At 68.6% G+C, this 17,379-nt stretch carries 13 protein-coding genes; 7 read left to right on the top strand and 6 right to left on the bottom strand.

Translation table 11 applies throughout. From position 1 onward, the window contains the following. Positions 1 to 784 precede the first annotated feature (784 nt). Complete coding sequence (locus NO900_RS06580; protein ID WP_015910251.1) at positions 785 to 1,345, top strand: TATA-box-binding protein; 561 nt, start codon at positions 785 to 787, stop codon at positions 1,343 to 1,345. Between the two features lie 159 nt (positions 1,346 to 1,504). On the opposite strand, the gene NO900_RS06575 is transcribed toward NO900_RS06580, so the two are convergent. The 3 genes from NO900_RS06575 to NO900_RS06565 all read right to left on the bottom strand — a co-directional run bounded on the left by NO900_RS06575 (position 1,505) and on the right by NO900_RS06565 (position 7,310). Continuing rightward, positions 1,505 to 2,707, bottom strand: coding sequence for a Cdc6/Cdc18 family protein (locus NO900_RS06575; protein WP_256408412.1), 1,203 nt, complete (start codon positions 2,705 to 2,707; stop codon positions 1,505 to 1,507). Positions 2,708 to 3,587: 880 nt separating this feature from the next. Beyond that, entirely contained in the window at positions 3,588 to 5,840 is a 2,253-nt protein-coding gene (locus NO900_RS06570) for an NADP-dependent malic enzyme (protein ID WP_256408411.1), read from the bottom strand. A gap of 174 nt (positions 5,841 to 6,014) precedes the next feature. Then, positions 6,015 to 7,310, bottom strand: coding sequence for a DUF7544 domain-containing protein (locus tag NO900_RS06565; protein ID WP_256408410.1), 1,296 nt, complete (start codon positions 7,308 to 7,310; stop codon positions 6,015 to 6,017). Between the two features lie 112 nt (positions 7,311 to 7,422). Here NO900_RS06565 and NO900_RS06560 point away from each other — a divergent pair, with 112 nt between their 5' ends. Then, entirely contained in the window at positions 7,423 to 8,235 is an 813-nt protein-coding gene (locus NO900_RS06560; RefSeq protein ID WP_256408409.1) for a DUF7117 family protein, read from the top strand. 113 nt (positions 8,236 to 8,348) lie between these two features. Further along, positions 8,349 to 8,576 (top strand): DUF7385 family protein, encoded by a 228-nt coding sequence (locus NO900_RS06555; RefSeq protein ID WP_256408408.1) that lies wholly within the window; start codon positions 8,349 to 8,351, stop codon positions 8,574 to 8,576. A 6-nt stretch (positions 8,577 to 8,582) separates the two neighbouring features. Here NO900_RS06555 and NO900_RS06550 read toward each other — a convergent pair whose 3' ends face one another. Next, positions 8,583 to 10,313, bottom strand: a complete 1,731-nt coding sequence (locus NO900_RS06550) for an MATE family efflux transporter (protein ID WP_379792122.1) — start codon at positions 10,311 to 10,313, stop codon at positions 8,583 to 8,585. A 66-nt stretch (positions 10,314 to 10,379) separates the two neighbouring features. Further along, a complete protein-coding gene (locus NO900_RS06545) occupies positions 10,380 to 11,540 on the bottom strand; it encodes a mechanosensitive ion channel family protein (protein ID WP_256408406.1) in 1,161 nt (386 codons plus the stop codon). A gap of 208 nt (positions 11,541 to 11,748) precedes the next feature. Here NO900_RS06545 and NO900_RS06540 point away from each other — a divergent pair, with 208 nt between their 5' ends. The 4 genes from NO900_RS06540 to NO900_RS06525 all read left to right on the top strand — a co-directional run bounded on the left by NO900_RS06540 (position 11,749) and on the right by NO900_RS06525 (position 16,467). Continuing rightward, positions 11,749 to 12,489 carry a proteasome assembly chaperone family protein gene (locus tag NO900_RS06540; RefSeq protein ID WP_256408405.1) on the top strand — a complete coding sequence of 247 codons (741 nt, stop codon included), beginning with the start codon at positions 11,749 to 11,751 and terminating at the stop codon, positions 12,487 to 12,489. Between the two features lie 114 nt (positions 12,490 to 12,603). Further along, positions 12,604 to 13,656: an HTH-type sugar sensing transcriptional regulator TrmB gene (gene trmB, locus NO900_RS06535; protein WP_256408404.1), complete on the top strand. Its 1,053-nt coding sequence runs from the start codon at positions 12,604 to 12,606 to the stop codon at positions 13,654 to 13,656. A gap of 119 nt (positions 13,657 to 13,775) precedes the next feature. Next, complete coding sequence (locus NO900_RS06530; protein ID WP_256408403.1) at positions 13,776 to 14,495, top strand: hypothetical protein; 720 nt, start codon at positions 13,776 to 13,778, stop codon at positions 14,493 to 14,495. Positions 14,496 to 14,574: 79 nt separating this feature from the next. Then, positions 14,575 to 16,467 carry a DEAD/DEAH box helicase family protein gene (locus NO900_RS06525; RefSeq protein ID WP_256408402.1) on the top strand — a complete coding sequence of 631 codons (1,893 nt, stop codon included), beginning with the start codon at positions 14,575 to 14,577 and terminating at the stop codon, positions 16,465 to 16,467. Between the two features lie 75 nt (positions 16,468 to 16,542). Here the strand turns inward: NO900_RS06525 and NO900_RS06520 are convergent, their stop codons facing one another. Next, the gene (locus tag NO900_RS06520) at positions 16,543 to 17,307 is read right to left on the bottom strand and encodes a sugar phosphate isomerase/epimerase family protein (protein ID WP_256408401.1); all 765 of its coding nucleotides are present in this window, start codon (positions 17,305 to 17,307) and stop codon (positions 16,543 to 16,545) included. Positions 17,308 to 17,379 lie beyond the last annotated feature (72 nt).

Genomic DNA, 17,379 nt, shown 5'->3' with positions numbered 1-17,379 from the left:
GTGAGTCAAAACACCATTGCATGGTCTATGTGGTGTCCGGGTCAGCCAGCGACCTGGATGACACCGAACGACCACGGCTCACATCAGATTTCCGCTTACGCCGGAGCGCAGGGGGCGAAATCCTCATATCGGTGAGTCGGACGAACCGACTCTGCGAAACCGGGCCGAGTTGAACGGCCCGAATTCGCGGGTGCGTTCTTCGCGTTACAACCGAACGCGCTTATACACTTAAGCACGTCGGAACACTTCGGCCGGGCGCGGTGCGGCCGACCGTCGTCCCCCGCGCCGGGGGACCTTCGCATTCAACACGAATCCCGGGTTGTACTTAACACCGTCGAACTATCACCGCCACGTCATGCGATTTCAATGAGATCGATTGTCACGACGGGGCGCGACCGGGACTCGTCACGGCGATCGCTGCGGCGGGGGTCTCGCCCGAGCGGACAGAGCCGATCTACGGGGATTTATTTGTCTTCTGTCAATAGATCGCACGGGTATTTGAGTGCACCATCGGGGGTTCCTGAGGGGGCACCTGTAGATTTGCGAGTGCACACAGCGGCCGGTCTGTGAGAGCGAGAGGAAGCCCGTTTCGGTCGCGTCTGCTCTCAGAAATGGGGGTCTCGTTCATCGGCGACCCTGGTCTCGTCCATCGGCAATCCTAGGTTTCGATCACGCGTACTCGGGACTCGGAGAGCGAGCGAGTGGCGGCGACGGGGACGCGTCGCGAGCGATCGTTTATACCACGGGCGTTTATAAGGGAGGGGGACGCATATAAAAGCGAACGATGACGAACCCTGCTGATTCGATCGAGATTCAGAACGTCGTTGCATCAACCGGAATCGGCCAAGAGCTCGACTTGGAAGCGCTCGCGGAGGACCTCCCGGGCGCGGATTTCAACCCGGACAACTTCCCCGGGCTCGTCTACCGGACTCAGGAACCGAAGGCGGCCGCGCTCATCTTCCGGTCGGGGAAGATCGTCTGTACGGGCGCGAAGAGCATCGACGACGTGCACGAGGCCCTCGGCATCATCTTCGAGAAGCTCCGCGGGCTCCAGATTCCGGTCGAAGAAGATCCGGAGATAACCGTACAGAACATCGTGTCGAGCGCCGATCTCGGTCACAACCTCAATCTCAACGCGCTCGCGATCGGCCTCGGTCTGGAGGACGTCGAGTACGAGCCGGAGCAGTTCCCCGGGCTCGTCTACCGGATGGACGAGCCGGAGGTCGTCATCCTCCTGTTCGGCAGCGGGAAGATCGTCATCACCGGCGGGAAACGCACCGACGACGCCGAGGAGGCCGTCGAGGAGATCGTCGAGCGGATCGAGGGACTCGGCCTGCTCGGCTGAGCGTCCGCTCGGTCGTACCGGCTCGATCGTATCGGCTCGATCCGTCGCGAGGCGTCGAACCAGCAGCGCTCGGACGGTCGACGAAGCGCCGGCGCGGACTCGACCGTACGGGGTATCCGGAGGGGAGAAGCGACCGTGGAATCGGTCGTGGCGGAACGGCTACGCGGCGCTGTCTCCCGTCAGTACGTCCTTGACGACGCTCGGGTCCTCCAGCAGCTGATGTTTCGTGTAGCTGCCCTCCGCGCTCCCGCCGCTGTGTTTCGACTGTTCGATGATGTCGAGGAACGCGTGCTCCTTGAGGAGGTCTCGGACGCGACGGAGCGAGAGGCTGTCCGACCCCTCCTGCCGGCAGATGTTCTCGTAGATCTCGTAGACGCGGCTGGTCCGGAAGCCGTCCTTGCGTCCGTTCGAGAGCGACAGCAGCGCGAGCGCCTGCAGGACGTATCGGGAGTGCGGCGTCGATCCGCGGATGAGTTCACGGAACCGATCCGTCTCGGCGCGCTGGCGCGCCTGCGTCACGAACTCCTCGCGAACGGTCGGTTCGTCGTTGCCCTGCGCGATCTCGCCGGCGTATCTGAGGATGTCGATCGCCTTCCGCGCGTCCCCGTGCTCGCGCGCTGCGAGCGCCGCGGCACGCGGAATCGTAGACGGATCGAGGACGTCGTCGTGGAACGCGTCCGCCCGCGCCTGCATGATCTCTCGGAGCTGGTTCGCGTCGTACGGCGGGAACACGAATTCGCGCTCGCAGAGGCTCGACTTGACCCGCTCGTCCATCCGGTCTTTGTACTGGATCTTGTTGCTGATGCCGACGACGCCGAGCTTGCAGTCCGTGATCTTCCCGGCCTCGCCCGCCCGGGAGAGCTGCATCAGGATCGCGTCGTCGTCGAGCTTGTCGATCTCGTCGAGGATGACGAGGACGACGTCGTACCGCTGGTCGAGGATGCGCCAGAGCCGCTTGTAGTACGTCGAGGTCGAGAGCCCCTTGTCGGGGACGTTGATCCCGGTCGCGTCGGGGTCGTTCACGCCGTCGGCGATCGTCTGGACGGCCTGCGTCTCGGTCGTGTCCTGCGCGCAGTCGACGTACGCGAAGGTGGCGTTGACGCCCTCCTCGCCGGCGGTCGAGACGAGTCGCTTCGAGACGTACTTCGCGCAGAGCGACTTCCCGGTGCCCGTCTTCCCGTAGATGAGGACGTTGCTCGGACTCTGCCCGAAGATGGCCGGGTTGACCGCGTTCGCGAGGTCGGCGATCTCATCGTCCCGACCGACGATCCGACCTTCGCCGGGGAGGTGACTGATCTCGAGGAGCTCCTTGTTCGCGAATATCGGGTCCTTCCGAGTGAAGAGGTCGTCCGCTGCGTTCATGGGATCGACACCGGGTTTCCGGTGAAATGCGTTCCGTTTCGAGCGTGTGGTGAGTTGGGAGAGTTGAGACACACACCGGGTTTCCGGTGAAACGGGGTCGGTGGGGTGGATGGTGTTTCGTGGGGATGGTGTTTCGTGGAGGTGGTGTTCTGTGAAGGTGGTGTTGCGTGGAGGTGGTGTTCTGTGAAGGTGGTGTTGCGTGGAGGTGATGTTCTGTGAAGGTGGTGTTGCGTGGAGGTGATGTTCTGTGAAGGTGGTATCCCGTGGAGATGGATTCTGTGGAAGCCGGTAAGACTGCATGCAAAAGGGCGACGTTGAATAAGTAATGCCATCGCGACGAGATCGACACCACCACGCCATTCGTATTCACCGGAAACCCGGTGTCCGTCGCATGACTTCTCGTGGCTGAATACGCCTTCATGCGGTCGAAAAACGAAACACTCGGCGACAGAGTGTCGGAGCCTCTGGTATCTTTCCGATGAAAATCTCTCGACTATCGAGAGAAATATCTCGACTATTGGAGTCAATAGAGTGTACTCAAAACTAGTTTATAATTCTTTATCGAATCAGCGGGGATCAGATGAGACGGTCGAAGGAAGCTCTCGGTAGTTTTAGATTTCTCGGTGCGGAATTTTCGATGGGTCTGACAAAGAACCACCCCACCTCACGACCGCAGCCACCACACGTCCCCGTTTCACCGGAAACCCGGTGTGTCACTCCACCCTCAACGCGATAGCCTCCGGAGTGAGTCTGGAGTGAGCGCGGAGTGAACGCGGAGTGAGACGAGACAGGAAACGAGAGTGAGACGAGAAACGAAAGCGAAGGACAGAGGGCGTCCGACGAAACGATTCCGCTCAGAAAATCGGTCGGTCGGTGACCGCTACTCCTGGGCGTCGACGACCGCCACGCTCGCCAGGTTGACGATGTCTTTCACCTCGTCCCCGCGCTGGAGGACGTGGACGGGTTGGTCCATGCCGACCAGCATCGGACCGATGGCCTCCGCACCGCCGAGGCGTTGCAGGAGTTTGTACCCGATATTGCCCGCTTCGAGGTTCGGGAAGACGAGCACGTTCGCGGCCTCGTTCAGCTCCGAGAACTCGTATGTTCCGTTGAGGATGTCGTCGACGACGGCGGTGTCGGCCTGCATCTCCCCGTCGACGGGGAAGTCGACCGCGTCGTCGCCGTGGAGGATGTCGACGGCCTCTCGGGGCTTCTGTGTCCCCTCGTTGTCGACGCTTCCGAAGTTGGAGTACGACAGCATCGCCGCGCGCGGCTCGACGTTGAACCGCCGGGCGAGCTCCGCGGTGTGGCGGGTGACCTCGGCCAGCGTCTCCGCGTCCGGGTCCTGGTTCACGGTGGTATCGGCACAGAAGATCACCCGATTCTTGAACGTGAGCATGTACACCCCGGCGATCGTGTCGGTGTCGTCGTCGGACCCGATCACCTGAAGCGGCGGTCGGAGCGCCGACGGGTAGTGGTGCGTCAGTCCGGTGAGCATGGCGTCCACGTCCCCCGACTTCACCATGACGCTCCCGAGGTAGTTCGTGTCGCGTCGGACCAGCTCGTTCGCCTCGCGGCGGGTGATCCCCTTCCGCTTTCGGAGCTCGTGGAGCCGGTCCCCGTACGCCGACACGTCGCGGTGCTCCGGGTCGACGATCTCCGGCTGGAACGAGAGTCCCAGCCGGTCGGCCGTCCGACCGATCTCGTCGGCGTCGCCGAGCAGCACGGGGTCCGCGATGCCCTGCTCCGAGAGCTGGTAGGCCGCGCGGATCATCTTCTCGTCCGTTCCCTCGGCCAAGGCGATGCGCTTCGGATCGCTCTTCGCCTTGTTCAGGACGACGCGCATCATCTCGCGGGACTTCCCGAGCCGCGCTTCGAGCTCCTCGCGGTACCGGTCGAGGTCGATCTCCGTCCGCGCGGCGCCGGACTCCATCGCCGCCTCCGCGACGCTCGGCGCGACCTCGAAGAGGACGCGCGGGTCGAGCGGCTTCGGAATCACGTAGTCCGGGCCGAACTGGAGCGGGTCGTCGCCGTACGCCTTCACCACGGCGTCGGGGACGTCCTTGCGCGCCAGCTCGGCGAGCGCCTCGGCGGCGGCCCGCTTCATCTCCTCGTTGATCTCCGTCGCGCGAACGTCGAGCGCGCCCCGGAAGAGGAACGGGAACCCGAGGACGTTGTTCACCATGTTCGGGTAGTCCGACCGGCCCGTCGCCATGATCACCGTGTCGTCGCGGGCGTCCTTCGCGTCCTCGTAGGTGATCTCGGGGTCCGGGTTCGCCATCGCGAAGATGATCGGGTCGGCGGCCATCGACCGCACCATCCCCTGCGAGACGATCCCGCCGACGGAGAGGCCGACGAAGACGTCGGCGCCCGCCATCGCGTCCGTCAGGTCGCCGCCGGCCACGTCGCTGGCGAACTGGCTCTTGTACTCGTTGACCTCGCCGTTCGCGACGCGCTCTTCGGTGATGATCCCGGAGGAGTCGCACATCGTGATGTTCTCCTTGCGCGCGCCGAGCGAGACGTAGAACCGGGCGGTCGCGATCGCGGACGCGCCCGCGCCGGAGAAGACGATCTCAATCTCGGAGAGGTCCTTCCCGGAGATCTCGACCGCGTTCATCAGCGCCGCGCCGGAGATGATCGCGGTGCCGTGCTGGTCGTCGTGGAACACGGGGACGTCCATCTCGTCGCGGAGGCGCTCCTCGATCTCGAAGCACTCGGGGGCCTTGATGTCCTCCAAGTTCACGCCGCCGAAGGTCGGCTCCATCGCCGTGACCGCCTCGCAGAACGGGTCGACCGAGTCGATGTCGAGCTCGATGTCGAAGACATCGATGTCGGCGAAGCGCTTGAACAGCACGCCCTTCCCCTCCATCACCGGCTTCGACGCCGAGGCCCCGATGTCGCCGAGCCCGAGGACCGCCGAGCCGTTCGAGACGACCGCGACGAGGTTCCCCTTCGCGGTGTACTCGAAGACGGATTCCGGGTCCGCGGCGATGTCGCGGCAGGGCGCCGCGACGCCCGGCGAGTACGCCAGCGAGAGGTCCCGCTGCGTGTTCGTCGGCTTCGTCGTCTCGATGGCTATCTTCCCCGGCGGCTCCTCTCGGTGGTATTCCCGCGCGTCGTCATCCAGTCCCATGTGCACCTCCATTCACGAACGGAGTAAAAAGGTATGTGAACCCGTCGAATGCGTTGTTCGACGTTCGACGTTTCGCGGTCGAAACCGGACGTTCGCCCGACGGCCACGAGTAAAATACGACAGTCGACGCCGACGCACCGAGTCGGCGGTCGGAGAGGCGCCACGGATAGCGGCTCAGCAGTCGCCCGGCTCGCCGGTGTCCGATTTCGAACTATCCGACGCCGAACCGCTAGACTCAGAACTATCTGACTCCGAACCGCCAAACTCCGAACTATCCGACGCCGAACCGCCCGATCCCAAGCCACCTGACTCCGGGTTATCCGACTCCGGGTCACTCGATCCCGAGGCGCGCGGTTTCGACGATCCGCGTCCCCCGGAGTCGAGGTCGGGGTGGAGCGGGGCGAGGTCCCGGTCCAGTCCGCCGAGCGTCGAGACCTCGTAGGCGATCCGGTACGAACGCGTGATCACCTGCACGGGCAGCACCAAGGCCAGCAGAACGGCGACCCCCGCGAGCGCCACCAGCGCGACCGCCGCCGCTCCGGCCGCGGTGCCGAGCAGCGCACCGAGCCCGCCCAGCGCGGCCGCGACGAGGAGGAGCGCGAGACCGCCGACCGCGGCCACCAGCGCGAGGGCGAACGCGAGCGCGACCCCCTCGACGACCGACAGTCCCAGTGCGACGACGACGTGGGCGACGAGGTACACCAGCACCTCCGCCCACTCGGCGCGCAGCACGGTCCAGACCCGCCGCCATCCCCCGAGCACGCCGGTCTCTCGAGCGATCATCGTCGGCACGACGAACTCGTAGGTGAAGCGGAGCGCGAGCGCGGCGACCGCGACGAGCGCCGCCCCGGCGAGGCCGAGCGCGACGAGCGGCCCGACGGAGAGCGAGCCCAGCGTCCCGGCGAGCGAGTCGACCGGCGCCAATCCGGTCGGGTCGTCCGCGGCGACCGCGACGAGGACCCCGAGCGCGACGGGCGCCGCCGCCGCGGCGCTCAGTACCGCGGTGAACAGGAACAGGCCGAGCGACTGGCGCAGGCGCCCGAGGAACGGCCGCCAGATCCGGACCCGATTCGTCTGGAGCGCGTCGTAGAAGACCAGTCGCAGCGACAGCGACGCCACCGAGACCGCGACGATCAGGAGGGCGACCGCACCGGCGGCGACCGCGAGCGCGATCGGATCGACCGCTTCCGCGACCGCTCCCGTGACCGCGTCGGGCGGTATCGTTCCCCCGTCGCTACCCACGGATCCCGAGCCGACACCGAAGGCGGGATCGGGCTCGACTCCTTCCGGCGGCGTCACGCCAGCGTCGGAGGCGAGGGAGACGGTCGCGTTCGCGCTCGCGCCGCCGCCACCGCCCATCAGGAGCACGAGGAGGGCGAGCTTCGCCCAGCGGACGAGGCTGAACGGGAACAGGAACCGGCGCGTGGCGTCGACCGCGTCGTCGAGCGCGTCGACGGCGTGCCAACTCATGTCCGGCGGTTCTCGCGGATCACATATATAACATGTCGAGAAGAGGGTGACCGAGCCGTCGGGCTCGACCCCGACCGCAGCCCTTTACGCCGAACGGCGCCAGGGGTCGAGTATGAAGGTTCGCGGCGAACGGGAGTGCCGGGAGTGCGGCGCTCGGTGGTCGTACTACGAGACGGGGAGCGTCGAGTGCCCGGAGTGCGGGGACCTCCGGAGCGTCGGCGTCGACGACCGCACGGCGCACACCGACGCGCCCGCGTCGCTCGACCTCAGTCCCCATCGCGCCCGGTTCGGCGACGCGACCGGGACCCTTCCTACTGACGGCGTCGACGACCTCAAGTCGGCCCTCCGCGAGTACGTCCGCAAGCGCGGGTTCATCCGCGGCGGAGAGCTGCTCCCGCTCGACGGGACGTACCTCGCGGCCCGAGAGCTGCTGGAGGCGGTCGACTGCTACGACCGGCTCCGCGACCCGGCCGACGCGGACCGCGAGTACCTCCTCGAGCTGCTGGCCGGCGCCGACGACGGCGACCGTCCCGCGACGGCGGCCGTCCCCGAACGGCTCCGCGAGGCGCGCGGGATGGCGGCTGCGCGCGCGGTCGACGAGTACCGGAGCGACTGCCTCTCGTTCCTCGACGAACTCTCCGAGGGGACGGGAGGCGGATCGGAAGCCGACGGATCGACGGTTTCGGTTGACGGCGACGACGGCGATGACGGCGACGACCCGCGGTCGCGGATCGCCCCGGCCAAGGAACTCCTCGAACGCCTCCGCGACCGAGCGAAGCGCGTCGAGGCGCTCGACGGCGACGTCCCCGCGGCGGACTCGGACGCGCTCGTCGCCGCCGCCGACGCGCTCGGCGAGTACGTCCGGACCGGCGAGGAGGCGGCGATCGAACGGGCGGGGTCGCGACTGGCCGAACTCGACGCCTGAGCGACGCCGGACGCGACGGACCGGACGTGACACCCGAAGGACATCAACCGCGTCGAAATCACACCTGATACTCGCGGGGGCAGCTTCAACCGCCGTCACGGAAACCGCCACTTATGACGCGGTTCGACGTCCACGACCACCGTCACGCGCTGAAACAGCTCAGGGACACCGGCGCCACGGGACTCTGGGAGAACCGGAAAGGCGTCTCGTGCCCCGTCTGTGACGCCCCGTTCGATCGGCTCTTCACCACGCGCCAGACCGGGACGACGTTTCCCGAGAGCGACGGCGCCCGCTTCTGTCTCCTCCGCGACGACGACGCGATCCACCTCTTTCGCCACTGACTCCCGTCAGTCGCCCGCGACCGAGTCGACGTCCGGTTCGGGATCGTCGATGTACCGCTCGGTCCACGTTCCGCGGGCGAACCACGCGACGCCGACGACGGCTCCGAGGACGTTCCCGAGCGCCATTCCGACCCAGACCCCCGTCTCCCCCCACCCGGCCACGAACACCAGGTAGCCCACGCTGGCAACGCGGCCGACCCAGAGGGTGAGAATGGAGATCACCATGGCCGTCTTCGTGTTGCCGGCGCCGCGGAACGCGCCGAGGATCACCTGCGAGACGCCGATGAAGGCGAACTCGACCGATCGGATCCGGACGTACTCGACCGCGTAGCCGACCGTCGCGGGCGCGTCCGGCACGTCGCCGAGGAACGCCCCGACGATTGGCTCCGTGAACGTCACCGCGACGACGGCGACGAGGAACATCACGCCCGCTCCGGTCCCGGCGGCGAGCCCGACCGACCGCGCGGCGCGGTCCGCCCGGTCCGCGCCGAGGTTCTGCCCCACCATCGTGTCGATCGCGCGCCCGAGCCCCATCGCGGGGAGGAAGACCAGCGAGATGAGTCGGTTCCCGAGCCCGTAGGCCGCCACCACCGGCGGCGAGAACGTGACGACCATCGCCGTGAGCGTGATCATCGCGAGCGCGCTGGTCGTCTGCTCGACGCTGGAGGGAAGCCCCAGACCGAAGATGTCGCGGATGAAGCCGGGATCGGGCACGAGGTGACCGACCGTGACCGCCGGCCCGAGCCCGGTGCCGAACAGGAGCCAGACGCCGATGCCGGTGGCGACTCCCCGCGAGAGGATCGTCGCCAGCGCGGCCCCCTCGATGCCGTATCCGGTGAAGCCGGTGACCGCGAACAGCGACGCCTCCAGCGCGACCGGGTCGAGGGCGCCCGCGGCCGGGATCCCCGCGAGCCACCCGAACAGCGGGTTGTCTGCGAAGCCGAAGATAAGGAAGGGGTCGAGGACGACGTTCAGCACGACGGAGACGAGCATCACCGCCATCGGCGTTCGGGTGTCGCCGTAGCCGCGCATCAGCGCGGAGAAGACGAAGAAGCCGAACATCAGCGGGATGCCGGCGAAGACGACCTCCATGTAGTCGGCCGCGAGCGGGATCACCATCGCCGCCGTGGCGGGGTCGCTCGGGAGCAGTTCCAGCGCCGGGCGCGTGTAGAAGTACCCCGCGATCCCGATGAACACGGAGAGCACGGAGACCGTGAAGATGGTCTGCCCGGCGACCAGCCCCGCCGACCCGTCACCGTCGGCACCCGTGTACTGCGCCACGAGGATGGCGCCCGCGGTGGTGAAGCCGCCGGCGACGGCGATGAGCAGGAAGATCAGCGGGAAGGCGAGGCTGATCGCGCCCACCGCCTCCGCCGACAGCCGGCCGAGGTAGAGCGTGTCGACGACGTTGTACGTCACCTGTAACAGCTGGATGACGACGATGGGCCAGGCGAGGCGGAACAGCGGCCGCACGAGGCTCCCCTCGGTGATCGACTCCTCGGAGACGCGCTCCCCGTCGCCGTCGTCGGCTTCGCCGCCGTCACCCACATCGCTATCACCCACATCGCTATCACCCACATCGCTATCACCCACATCGCTATCACCCATACCGTCATCACTCCCATCGCCGTCACCCACATCGCCATCACTAATATCGCTGTCACCGCCATCGTGGAAACCGTTCTCGCCGGTTCTCGGATCGGAATCCGACGGATTCTCGGAGGGCTCGTCGCTCACTAGTTTATAAGTGAGCTCCTCGGCGAATCAGGCTTCCGGTTCCGGCGGCCTCCGCATCGATCCGCCTCAGCTCCCGTCGCCGCCGGTCGGAGCGTCTCGTCCTGCGGATTCATCCGTGAGACCCTCGATGTCCGAATCCCCGCTCTCGGAACCGTCTGCCCGCGAGCCGGCGGTCGGAGAGTCGCCCGTCGGAGAGCCGGCGACCGAGGAGTCGTCGACTGAGGAGTCGTCGTTGACCGCCCGACCGCCGCGGATTCCGCCGTCGTCGGGCTTGTCCCCGGCCCGCTCGCCCGGCGGGCGCCCGTCTTCCGGACCTCCGACCCGCGCGACGCCGGAGGTGTCGTCGAAGACGAGGTGGCGGTGCGGGTACGCCATCTCGACGTCCGCGTCGGCGAGCCGCTCCCGGATCAGCGTGTTCACGTCCGACTGCACCTTCGCGAGCTTGTACGGCTTCTTCACCCAGTACCGGAGCCGGAGCAGGATCCCGTCGTCACCGAACTCGTGGAGCCGGCAGTCGGGCCCGGCGACGTACCGCGCCACGCCGATCCGGATGTCGGGGCCGCCGTCGATCACCGCGTCGCAGTCGCGGGCCGCCCGCTCGATGAGGCGCCGGCCCTCCGAGATGTCGCTCTCGTAGGTGACGAGCACGTCGATGGTCCGCCGCGTGCGCTCGTCCTCCGCGGAGAAGTTGGTCACGTCGCGCTCGCGCATGGTCCCGTTCGGGACGACGAGGAACGTATTGTCGAGCGTAAATATCTTCGTGTACCGGATCGTGATGTCCTCGACGAACCCGGTCGTCCCGTCCTCCAGTTCGATCATGTCGCCGATCTCGAACGGCTGGTCGGCGAGGATGAACACGCCGTTGATGAAGTTCCCGACGAGCGGGGCGAGGATGATCCCGATCACGGCCGAGAACACCGCCGTCCCGACGAGCAGGTCGGTGAACCGGAAACCGCCCGCCCAGAGGCCGACGAGGAGCGCGACGACGATCGTCCCGACGCGAACGCCCCTGACGATCGTCTGCGCGACGCTCTGTCTCGACACCCGGCGCGCGACGGGGCGGCCGATGAGCCGGACGAGGAACTTCGAGACGAGCGCGCCGAGCGCGACCGACAGAACCACCAGCAGCAGCCGCGAGCCGGGGACTCCCGCCAGCCGCGAGACGGCGTCCGTCACCGGACCGAGGAGCTGACCCGTGACCGGCGTCGCGCCCGCGGGCAGTGCCATAGGCAATCCGGCGTCGCCCACCCGAAAAAGGGTTTCTCCCCGCGGCCCCGCCACCGCGCCCGGACGACATCCGGACGCCCCCGGGCGACTGGGCAATCACTAGGAGAACCGGGCAGCCACTAGGAGGACTGGGCAACCACTGGGACGACTGGGCAATCACTGGGACGACTGGGCAATCACTAACACCCCGCCGAGCGAACCACCGGTCATGTCGGAGACTCCGTCCGCCCGACCGTCGTTCAGCGTCACGCACGAGTCCGCGCCGAGCGACGTCCTCGTCGCCGGCTTCTCGTCGTTCGGCCTCGCGGGACTGACCGCCGTCGACTACCTCGTCGACGACCTCGACCTCGACCAGACGGGCCACGTCGCGATCGATGGGCTCCCCTCGATCACCCCCTTCGCGAAGGGCCGACCGCGCCGCCCGATCCGGCTGTACTCCGCGGACGACGTCGACGTCACCGTGCTCGTCGTCGAGCAGTTCGTCCCCCCGGCGCTCGGAGAGTCGCTCTCGGCGTCGATCCTCGACTGGACCGAGGCGGCCGACGTCTCCGAGATCGCGGTGCTCTCCGGGGTGCCGATCCCGCACGGTCCGGACGCTCACCGGACCTTCTACGTCGCGACGGACGACTACCGCGAGGCGCGGCTCGCGGACGGGTCGGTCCCGCCGATGGAGGCGGGGTTCCTCGACGGGACGAACGCATCGCTGCTCGAACGGGCGATGGACTCGCCGCTCGGCGTCGGCGTGTTCATCACCCCGGTCCACGCGCAGGCCCCGGACGTGGAGGCCGCGGTGCGGCTCGTCGACACCGTGGACGGCACGTACGACCTCGGAGTCGACTCCGAGCCGCTGGCGTCGTTCGCGGCCGACATCCGCAAACACTACGAGGGGCTCGCGGAGCGGATGGAAGAGCGGGAGCCGGAGGGCGGGTACGACCGGATGTACATGTAACGAACCCGCGTCGACTGGACCGACCCCGTACCCGTGGCGAGGGACCCGGCTCCGAAAACGCGTACTACTCGGCTCATAGTAAAAACCTATATCGGAGGAACGCGTCGTGCCGGTATGACCGACGATCTCCGCGACACCCTCGATCACGTCGGGGACCGGTTCAACCTCGGCGAGTACGAGATCGACGCGTACCTCGCGGTGTTGGAGCACGGCGAACTGACGGCGAGCGACATCGCCGACCGGACGGACATCCCGCAGCCGCGCGTCTACGACACGGTGCGGAGCCTCTCGGACCGCGGGCTCGTGGAGCTCCGCGAGTCGCGTCCGATGAAGATCGTCGCCGTCGACCCGGACGACGCCTTCGGCGACCTCCGGTCGTCGTTCGCGGAGATGGTCGACGAGCTGGAGGCGCGGTACACCGCGCCGACCCGGGAGACCGAGGCCGTCTCCCTGGTGAAGTCGCGCTCGACGATCCTCCGGTACCTGGAGGAGATCATCGCCGGCGCGGAGTACGAGCTCGCCGTCTCGCTGACCCCCGGCCTGCTCCGTCGCTTCCGCGACGACCTCGCCGAGAAGGTCGCCGAGGGCGTCAGCGTCGAGCTGCTCGTCACCCCGGCGTCGAAGGCGCCGGACCCGGACGAGTTCGACTACCTCGAGGTCGCGACCATCGCCCGGACGCGCCGCGGGATCACCACGCCCATCCTCGCGGTCGCCGACGGGGAATACTCCGTCTACGCGACGCAGGACGCGCTCCGCGACGACCGCGAGCGCTACGGCGTCATCTTCAACCGATCCGCGCTCGGCTTCCTCGTCTCGGGCTTCTTCGGCACCGTGCTGTGGACGACCGCCGAGACGCTCGCCACCGACGGCGCGGAGCGCCCGTTCCCGCGCCGCTACGCGTCAATCCGGCGGGCCGTCAAGGACGTCAAGGAGTTCGGCGGCGACGACTTCTACGCCGCCGTCGAAGGCCGGGACATCGAGACGGGCGAGGCGGTGACCGTCCGCGGCCGCGTCGTCGACCTCGCGTTCGAGGAGTCGGAGGAGGTCGCCTCGCTGATGGTCGAGACCGAGTCCGGCCGGGTCGAGATCGGCGGCCGCGTCGCGGCCCTCGAAGACGTCGAGGGACAGGAGATCGTCATCGGCCGCGGCGCGCCCCCGGCGCTGTGAGTCGGGTCTGAGTCGGATCCGTGTCGGGCCTGAGTCAGGCCGTGTCGGGCCTGAGTCGGATCTCTGCCGGGCCTGAGTCGCCGTAACACACTTAAGAGCACGCTCTGTATCCACTCTCAGTGGCATCCCGACAGGGCGGGCCGGGAGACGCGGAGTCATCCCGTCCCGGATCGACGGAGCGTCGGACCGCGTCCACGACCGCGCCGGCGGGGTCTCGCCGGCGGGCGGCGAGGTCGGACCCGCTCCCCTTCGACCCCGAGACGGGCGACTCGCGGCGACGGAACTCTTCTCGAGACCGCCGGTCCTCCGTCGCGCGAACCGCGGAGGACCCGCCGATCCGCGACCCGGGACTCTACGCCCTCACCGATCACTTCCGTGAGCGGCTCGAACAGCCCGGTCGCTACGTCTCGACCCGCACCGTGAGCGACGCGATCCGCCGCGGGCAGCTCCGGTGGAACCGGACCGACGGCTGGCGGTTCGCCCTCGTCGAGGGCGGGATCCGGTTCGTCGTCGTCGTCGGCGACACGGAGACCAACTCCCCGGTCGTCGTCACCGGGTGGACCGAGGTGGCCGACCGCGAGGCGGCCCTCGACGCCCGCCGGTGGGACCCCGTCGACGTCGACACCATCGCCGTGCGGGCGGCGCTCAGCGAGTCGTCGTCGACGCCGATCCCGGACCGGATCCGCCCCCGGACCGTGACTCGGCCGTTCGTCGTCGGCGACCACCGCCTGAAGACCGAGCCGGGCGAGCCGTACGTCCGGTGCGCCGACTGCGGCTGCCGGTTCCGCTCGAAGGACGCGATCACCTCGCGCGGCTGTCACGGGCGCTCCGGTCGGTGAGGTCGCGACCGAGGGTCGCTCCGCCGGCTCTCCGACCGCGGACGCTACCCCTTTCAGCGTCGCGCCCGAACCGGAGCTAATGACCGACGACCCCGCCGACGCCGCCGGCGAGGACGATTCCGCGGCCGACGGCGACCTCTCGCTGGACCGCTTCCACGAGGCGCTCGAAGCCGAGGAGCGGCCGATCGCGACCGCCAGCGAGGTCGCCCGCCGGCTCGGCACGACGCAGTCGGCCGCCCGCGACGCGCTGGCCGCCCTCGTCGACCGCGGCGACGTGGACCGGCTCGACGTCGAGAGCGACCCGGTCGTCTTCTACCCGACCGACTGGGGGCGGCTGGCGACCCGCGAGCGCGTCGTCGCGTTCCCGAACCGCCGCGAGATCGTCGTCGACCGCCCGACGCAGTTCACCCGCGCGCGGCTCTCGCAGTTCGCGCACCTCGTCGACACCACCGGCACGGAGCCCGGGACCCGCGGGTACCTCTACCGGATCCGGCAGGAGGACGTGTGGGCCGCGCCGTTCGACGACGCCGACGCCCTCATCGGGAGCCTCCGGTCGGTGCTCCCGCGACGGTACGACCACCTCGAGGAGTGGATCCGCGACCAGTGGCGCCGCGCGCACCGCTTCCGGCTGTACACCCACGAGGACGGCTACGTCGTTCTGGAGGCCGCGTCCGAGAGCCTGATGGGGAACGTCGCGGACCAGCACCTCGACGACGACCACCTCCGGGCGCCCATCTCCGAGACGGAGGCGTGGGTGAACGAGGAGGCCGTCGCCGAGGTCAAGCGCGCCCTCTACGACGCGGGCTACCCGGTCGAGGACGACCGCGACCTCGACGCCGGCGACCCGGTCGACGTCGACCTCACCACCGACCTCCGCCCGTATCAGGAGACGTGGGTGGAGACCTTCCTCGAACGTCGGTCCGGCGTGTACGTCGGCCCGCCGGGCTCCGGGAAGACCGTGGCCGCGATCGCGACGATCGCCGCCGTCGGCGGCGAGACCCTCATCCTGGTCCCCTCCCGCGAGCTCGCCGGGCAGTGGCGCGAGGAGCTGCTCGACCACTCGACGATTGATCCCGCCGATATCGGGCTGTACCACGGCGGCCAAAAGGAGATCCGACCGATCACGATCGCGACCTACCAGATCGCCGGGATGGACCGCCACCGGAGCCTGTTCGACTCCCGGAAGTGGGGGTTGATCTGCTTCGACGAGGCCCACCACATCAGTGCCCCGGTGTATAGCCGCACGGCGGAGCTCCAGAGCAAACACCGCCTCGGCCTCTCGGCCACGCCGGTCCGCGAGACCGGCAGCGAGGAGGAGATCTACACCTTGATCGGCCAACCCATCGGCGCCGACTGGGACGAGCTGTTCGAGGCCGGCTTCGTCCAGGAGCCCGAGGTGGAGATCCGATACGTCCCGTGGCGCGACGAGCTGGCGCGGAACGAGTACGCCAGCGCGGACGGCCGCGAGCGACGGCGCCTCGCCGCCGAGAACCCCGCGAAGATCGAGGAGGTCCGGTACCTGCTCGCGGCCCACCGCGACAAGAAGGCGCTCGTCTTCATCGAGTTCCTCGATCAGGGCGAGGCGATCGCCGACGCGCTCGGCATTCCGTTTATAAGCGGCGAGACCCCGCACCGCGAGCGCGCGGAGCTGTTCCGGCGGTTCCGCGAGGGAGACGGAACCCGGGAAGAGCCCGGTTCGGACGGCGACGACGTCGACACCCTCGTGGTCTCCCGCGTCGGCGACGAGGGGATCGACCTCCCGAACGCCGAGGTCGCGATCGTCGCCAGCGGGCTCGGCGGCTCCCGCCGGCAGGGCTCTCAGCGCGCCGGACGGACGATGCGGCCCGCCGGCTCGGCGCTCGTCTACGTCCTCGCCACGCGCGGCTCCGGCGAGGAGGAGTTCGCGCAGCGTCAGATGCGCCACCTCGCGCGCAAGGGGATACGGGTGCGCGAGACGAACGTGGCGGAGTAGGACGGCCCGCCGACGAACCGGGATAGGACGGCCCGCCGACGCGGCGGTAGAGGACCGCTCCCCGCGCCGAACCGGTCAGTCCAGCGCGTCGCGGAGCGCCCGCTCGCCCCGCTCGATCGACGCGACCGGGTCCGCGGGGTCGTCGTGTTCGTAGACGAGCCACTCGACGCCCGCGCCCCGCGCGCTCGCGACCACCGAATCGAGGTCCAGATCGCCCTCGCCGAGCGCGACCGACTCGCCTCGGGCGACGTCGACGTCGGCGGCGTGAACGTGCGTGATCCGGTCGGCGTGGCGGTCGATCAGCGCGGCGGGGTCCGCCCCGCCGGCGAGCGCCCACCCGACGTCGACCTCGAACCCGACGCGGTCGTCGGTCCGACCGAGCAGCCGTTCGATCGCGGGATCGCCGTCGACGGTCGCGAACTCCCCGTCGTGGTTGTGGTACGCGAGCCGCAGGCCCTCGGCGTCGAGGGCCCCCGCGAGGTCGTCGAGCCGCGCCGCGACCGCGTCGACCGCGGCCGCGCTCTCGAAGTGTTCGGGGTCGAGCCACGGGACGACGAGCGTGTCGACGCCGAGCCGGTCGCAGCGGTCGACGGTCTCGTCGAAGTGGGCCTCCAGGGCCTCGGGCGGAGCGTCCTCCAGCGCCTCGATCGGGACGTGCGCGGACGCGGCGTCCAGGCCGTTCCGGTCGAGCGCCGCGAGCACCTCGTCGGTCGGCGACTCGCGAGCTCGGTAGGCGAACTCCACCCCGTCGTAGCCGGCCCGCCCCACGAGGTCAAGCAGCTCCGGGAGCGGCGCGTCGAGCGAGCGCAGCGCGTACAGCTGGACCGCGACGTTGACCATGTCGGCCGTCTCTCGCCCGGCGACGTATCGGTTCGGGTGCTTCGGGCGCGATGCCGAGGCCGCCGATCGGCC

It is taken from the genome of Halorubrum rutilum, from assembly GCF_024494565.1.
Note: the sequence above shows the minus strand (reverse complement) of the source record. Positions and strands in the feature narration are given on the sequence as shown.

Excerpts from the sequence above, each read along its gene's own strand:
- NO900_RS06575 (WP_256408412.1), bottom strand. The coding sequence starts at position 2,707 with ATGAACGCAGCGGACGACCTCTTCACTCGGAAGGACCCGATATTCGCG.
- NO900_RS06560 (WP_256408409.1), top strand. The coding sequence starts at position 7,423 with ATGAAGGTTCGCGGCGAACGGGAGTGCCGGGAGTGCGGCGCTCGGTGG.
- NO900_RS06545 (WP_256408406.1), bottom strand. The coding sequence starts at position 11,540 with ATGGCACTGCCCGCGGGCGCGACGCCGGTCACGGGTCAGCTCCTCGGT.
- NO900_RS06540 (WP_256408405.1), top strand. The coding sequence starts at position 11,749 with ATGTCGGAGACTCCGTCCGCCCGACCGTCGTTCAGCGTCACGCACGAG.
- NO900_RS06580 (WP_015910251.1), top strand. The coding sequence starts at position 785 with ATGACGAACCCTGCTGATTCGATCGAGATTCAGAACGTCGTTGCATCA.
- NO900_RS06555 (WP_256408408.1), top strand. The coding sequence starts at position 8,349 with ATGACGCGGTTCGACGTCCACGACCACCGTCACGCGCTGAAACAGCTC.
- NO900_RS06570 (WP_256408411.1), bottom strand. The coding sequence starts at position 5,840 with ATGGGACTGGATGACGACGCGCGGGAATACCACCGAGAGGAGCCGCCG.
- NO900_RS06520 (WP_256408401.1), bottom strand. The coding sequence starts at position 17,307 with ATGGTCAACGTCGCGGTCCAGCTGTACGCGCTGCGCTCGCTCGACGCG.
- NO900_RS06525 (WP_256408402.1), top strand. The coding sequence starts at position 14,575 with ATGACCGACGACCCCGCCGACGCCGCCGGCGAGGACGATTCCGCGGCC.
- NO900_RS06565 (WP_256408410.1), bottom strand. The coding sequence starts at position 7,310 with ATGAGTTGGCACGCCGTCGACGCGCTCGACGACGCGGTCGACGCCACG.
- trmB (WP_256408404.1), top strand. The coding sequence starts at position 12,604 with ATGACCGACGATCTCCGCGACACCCTCGATCACGTCGGGGACCGGTTC.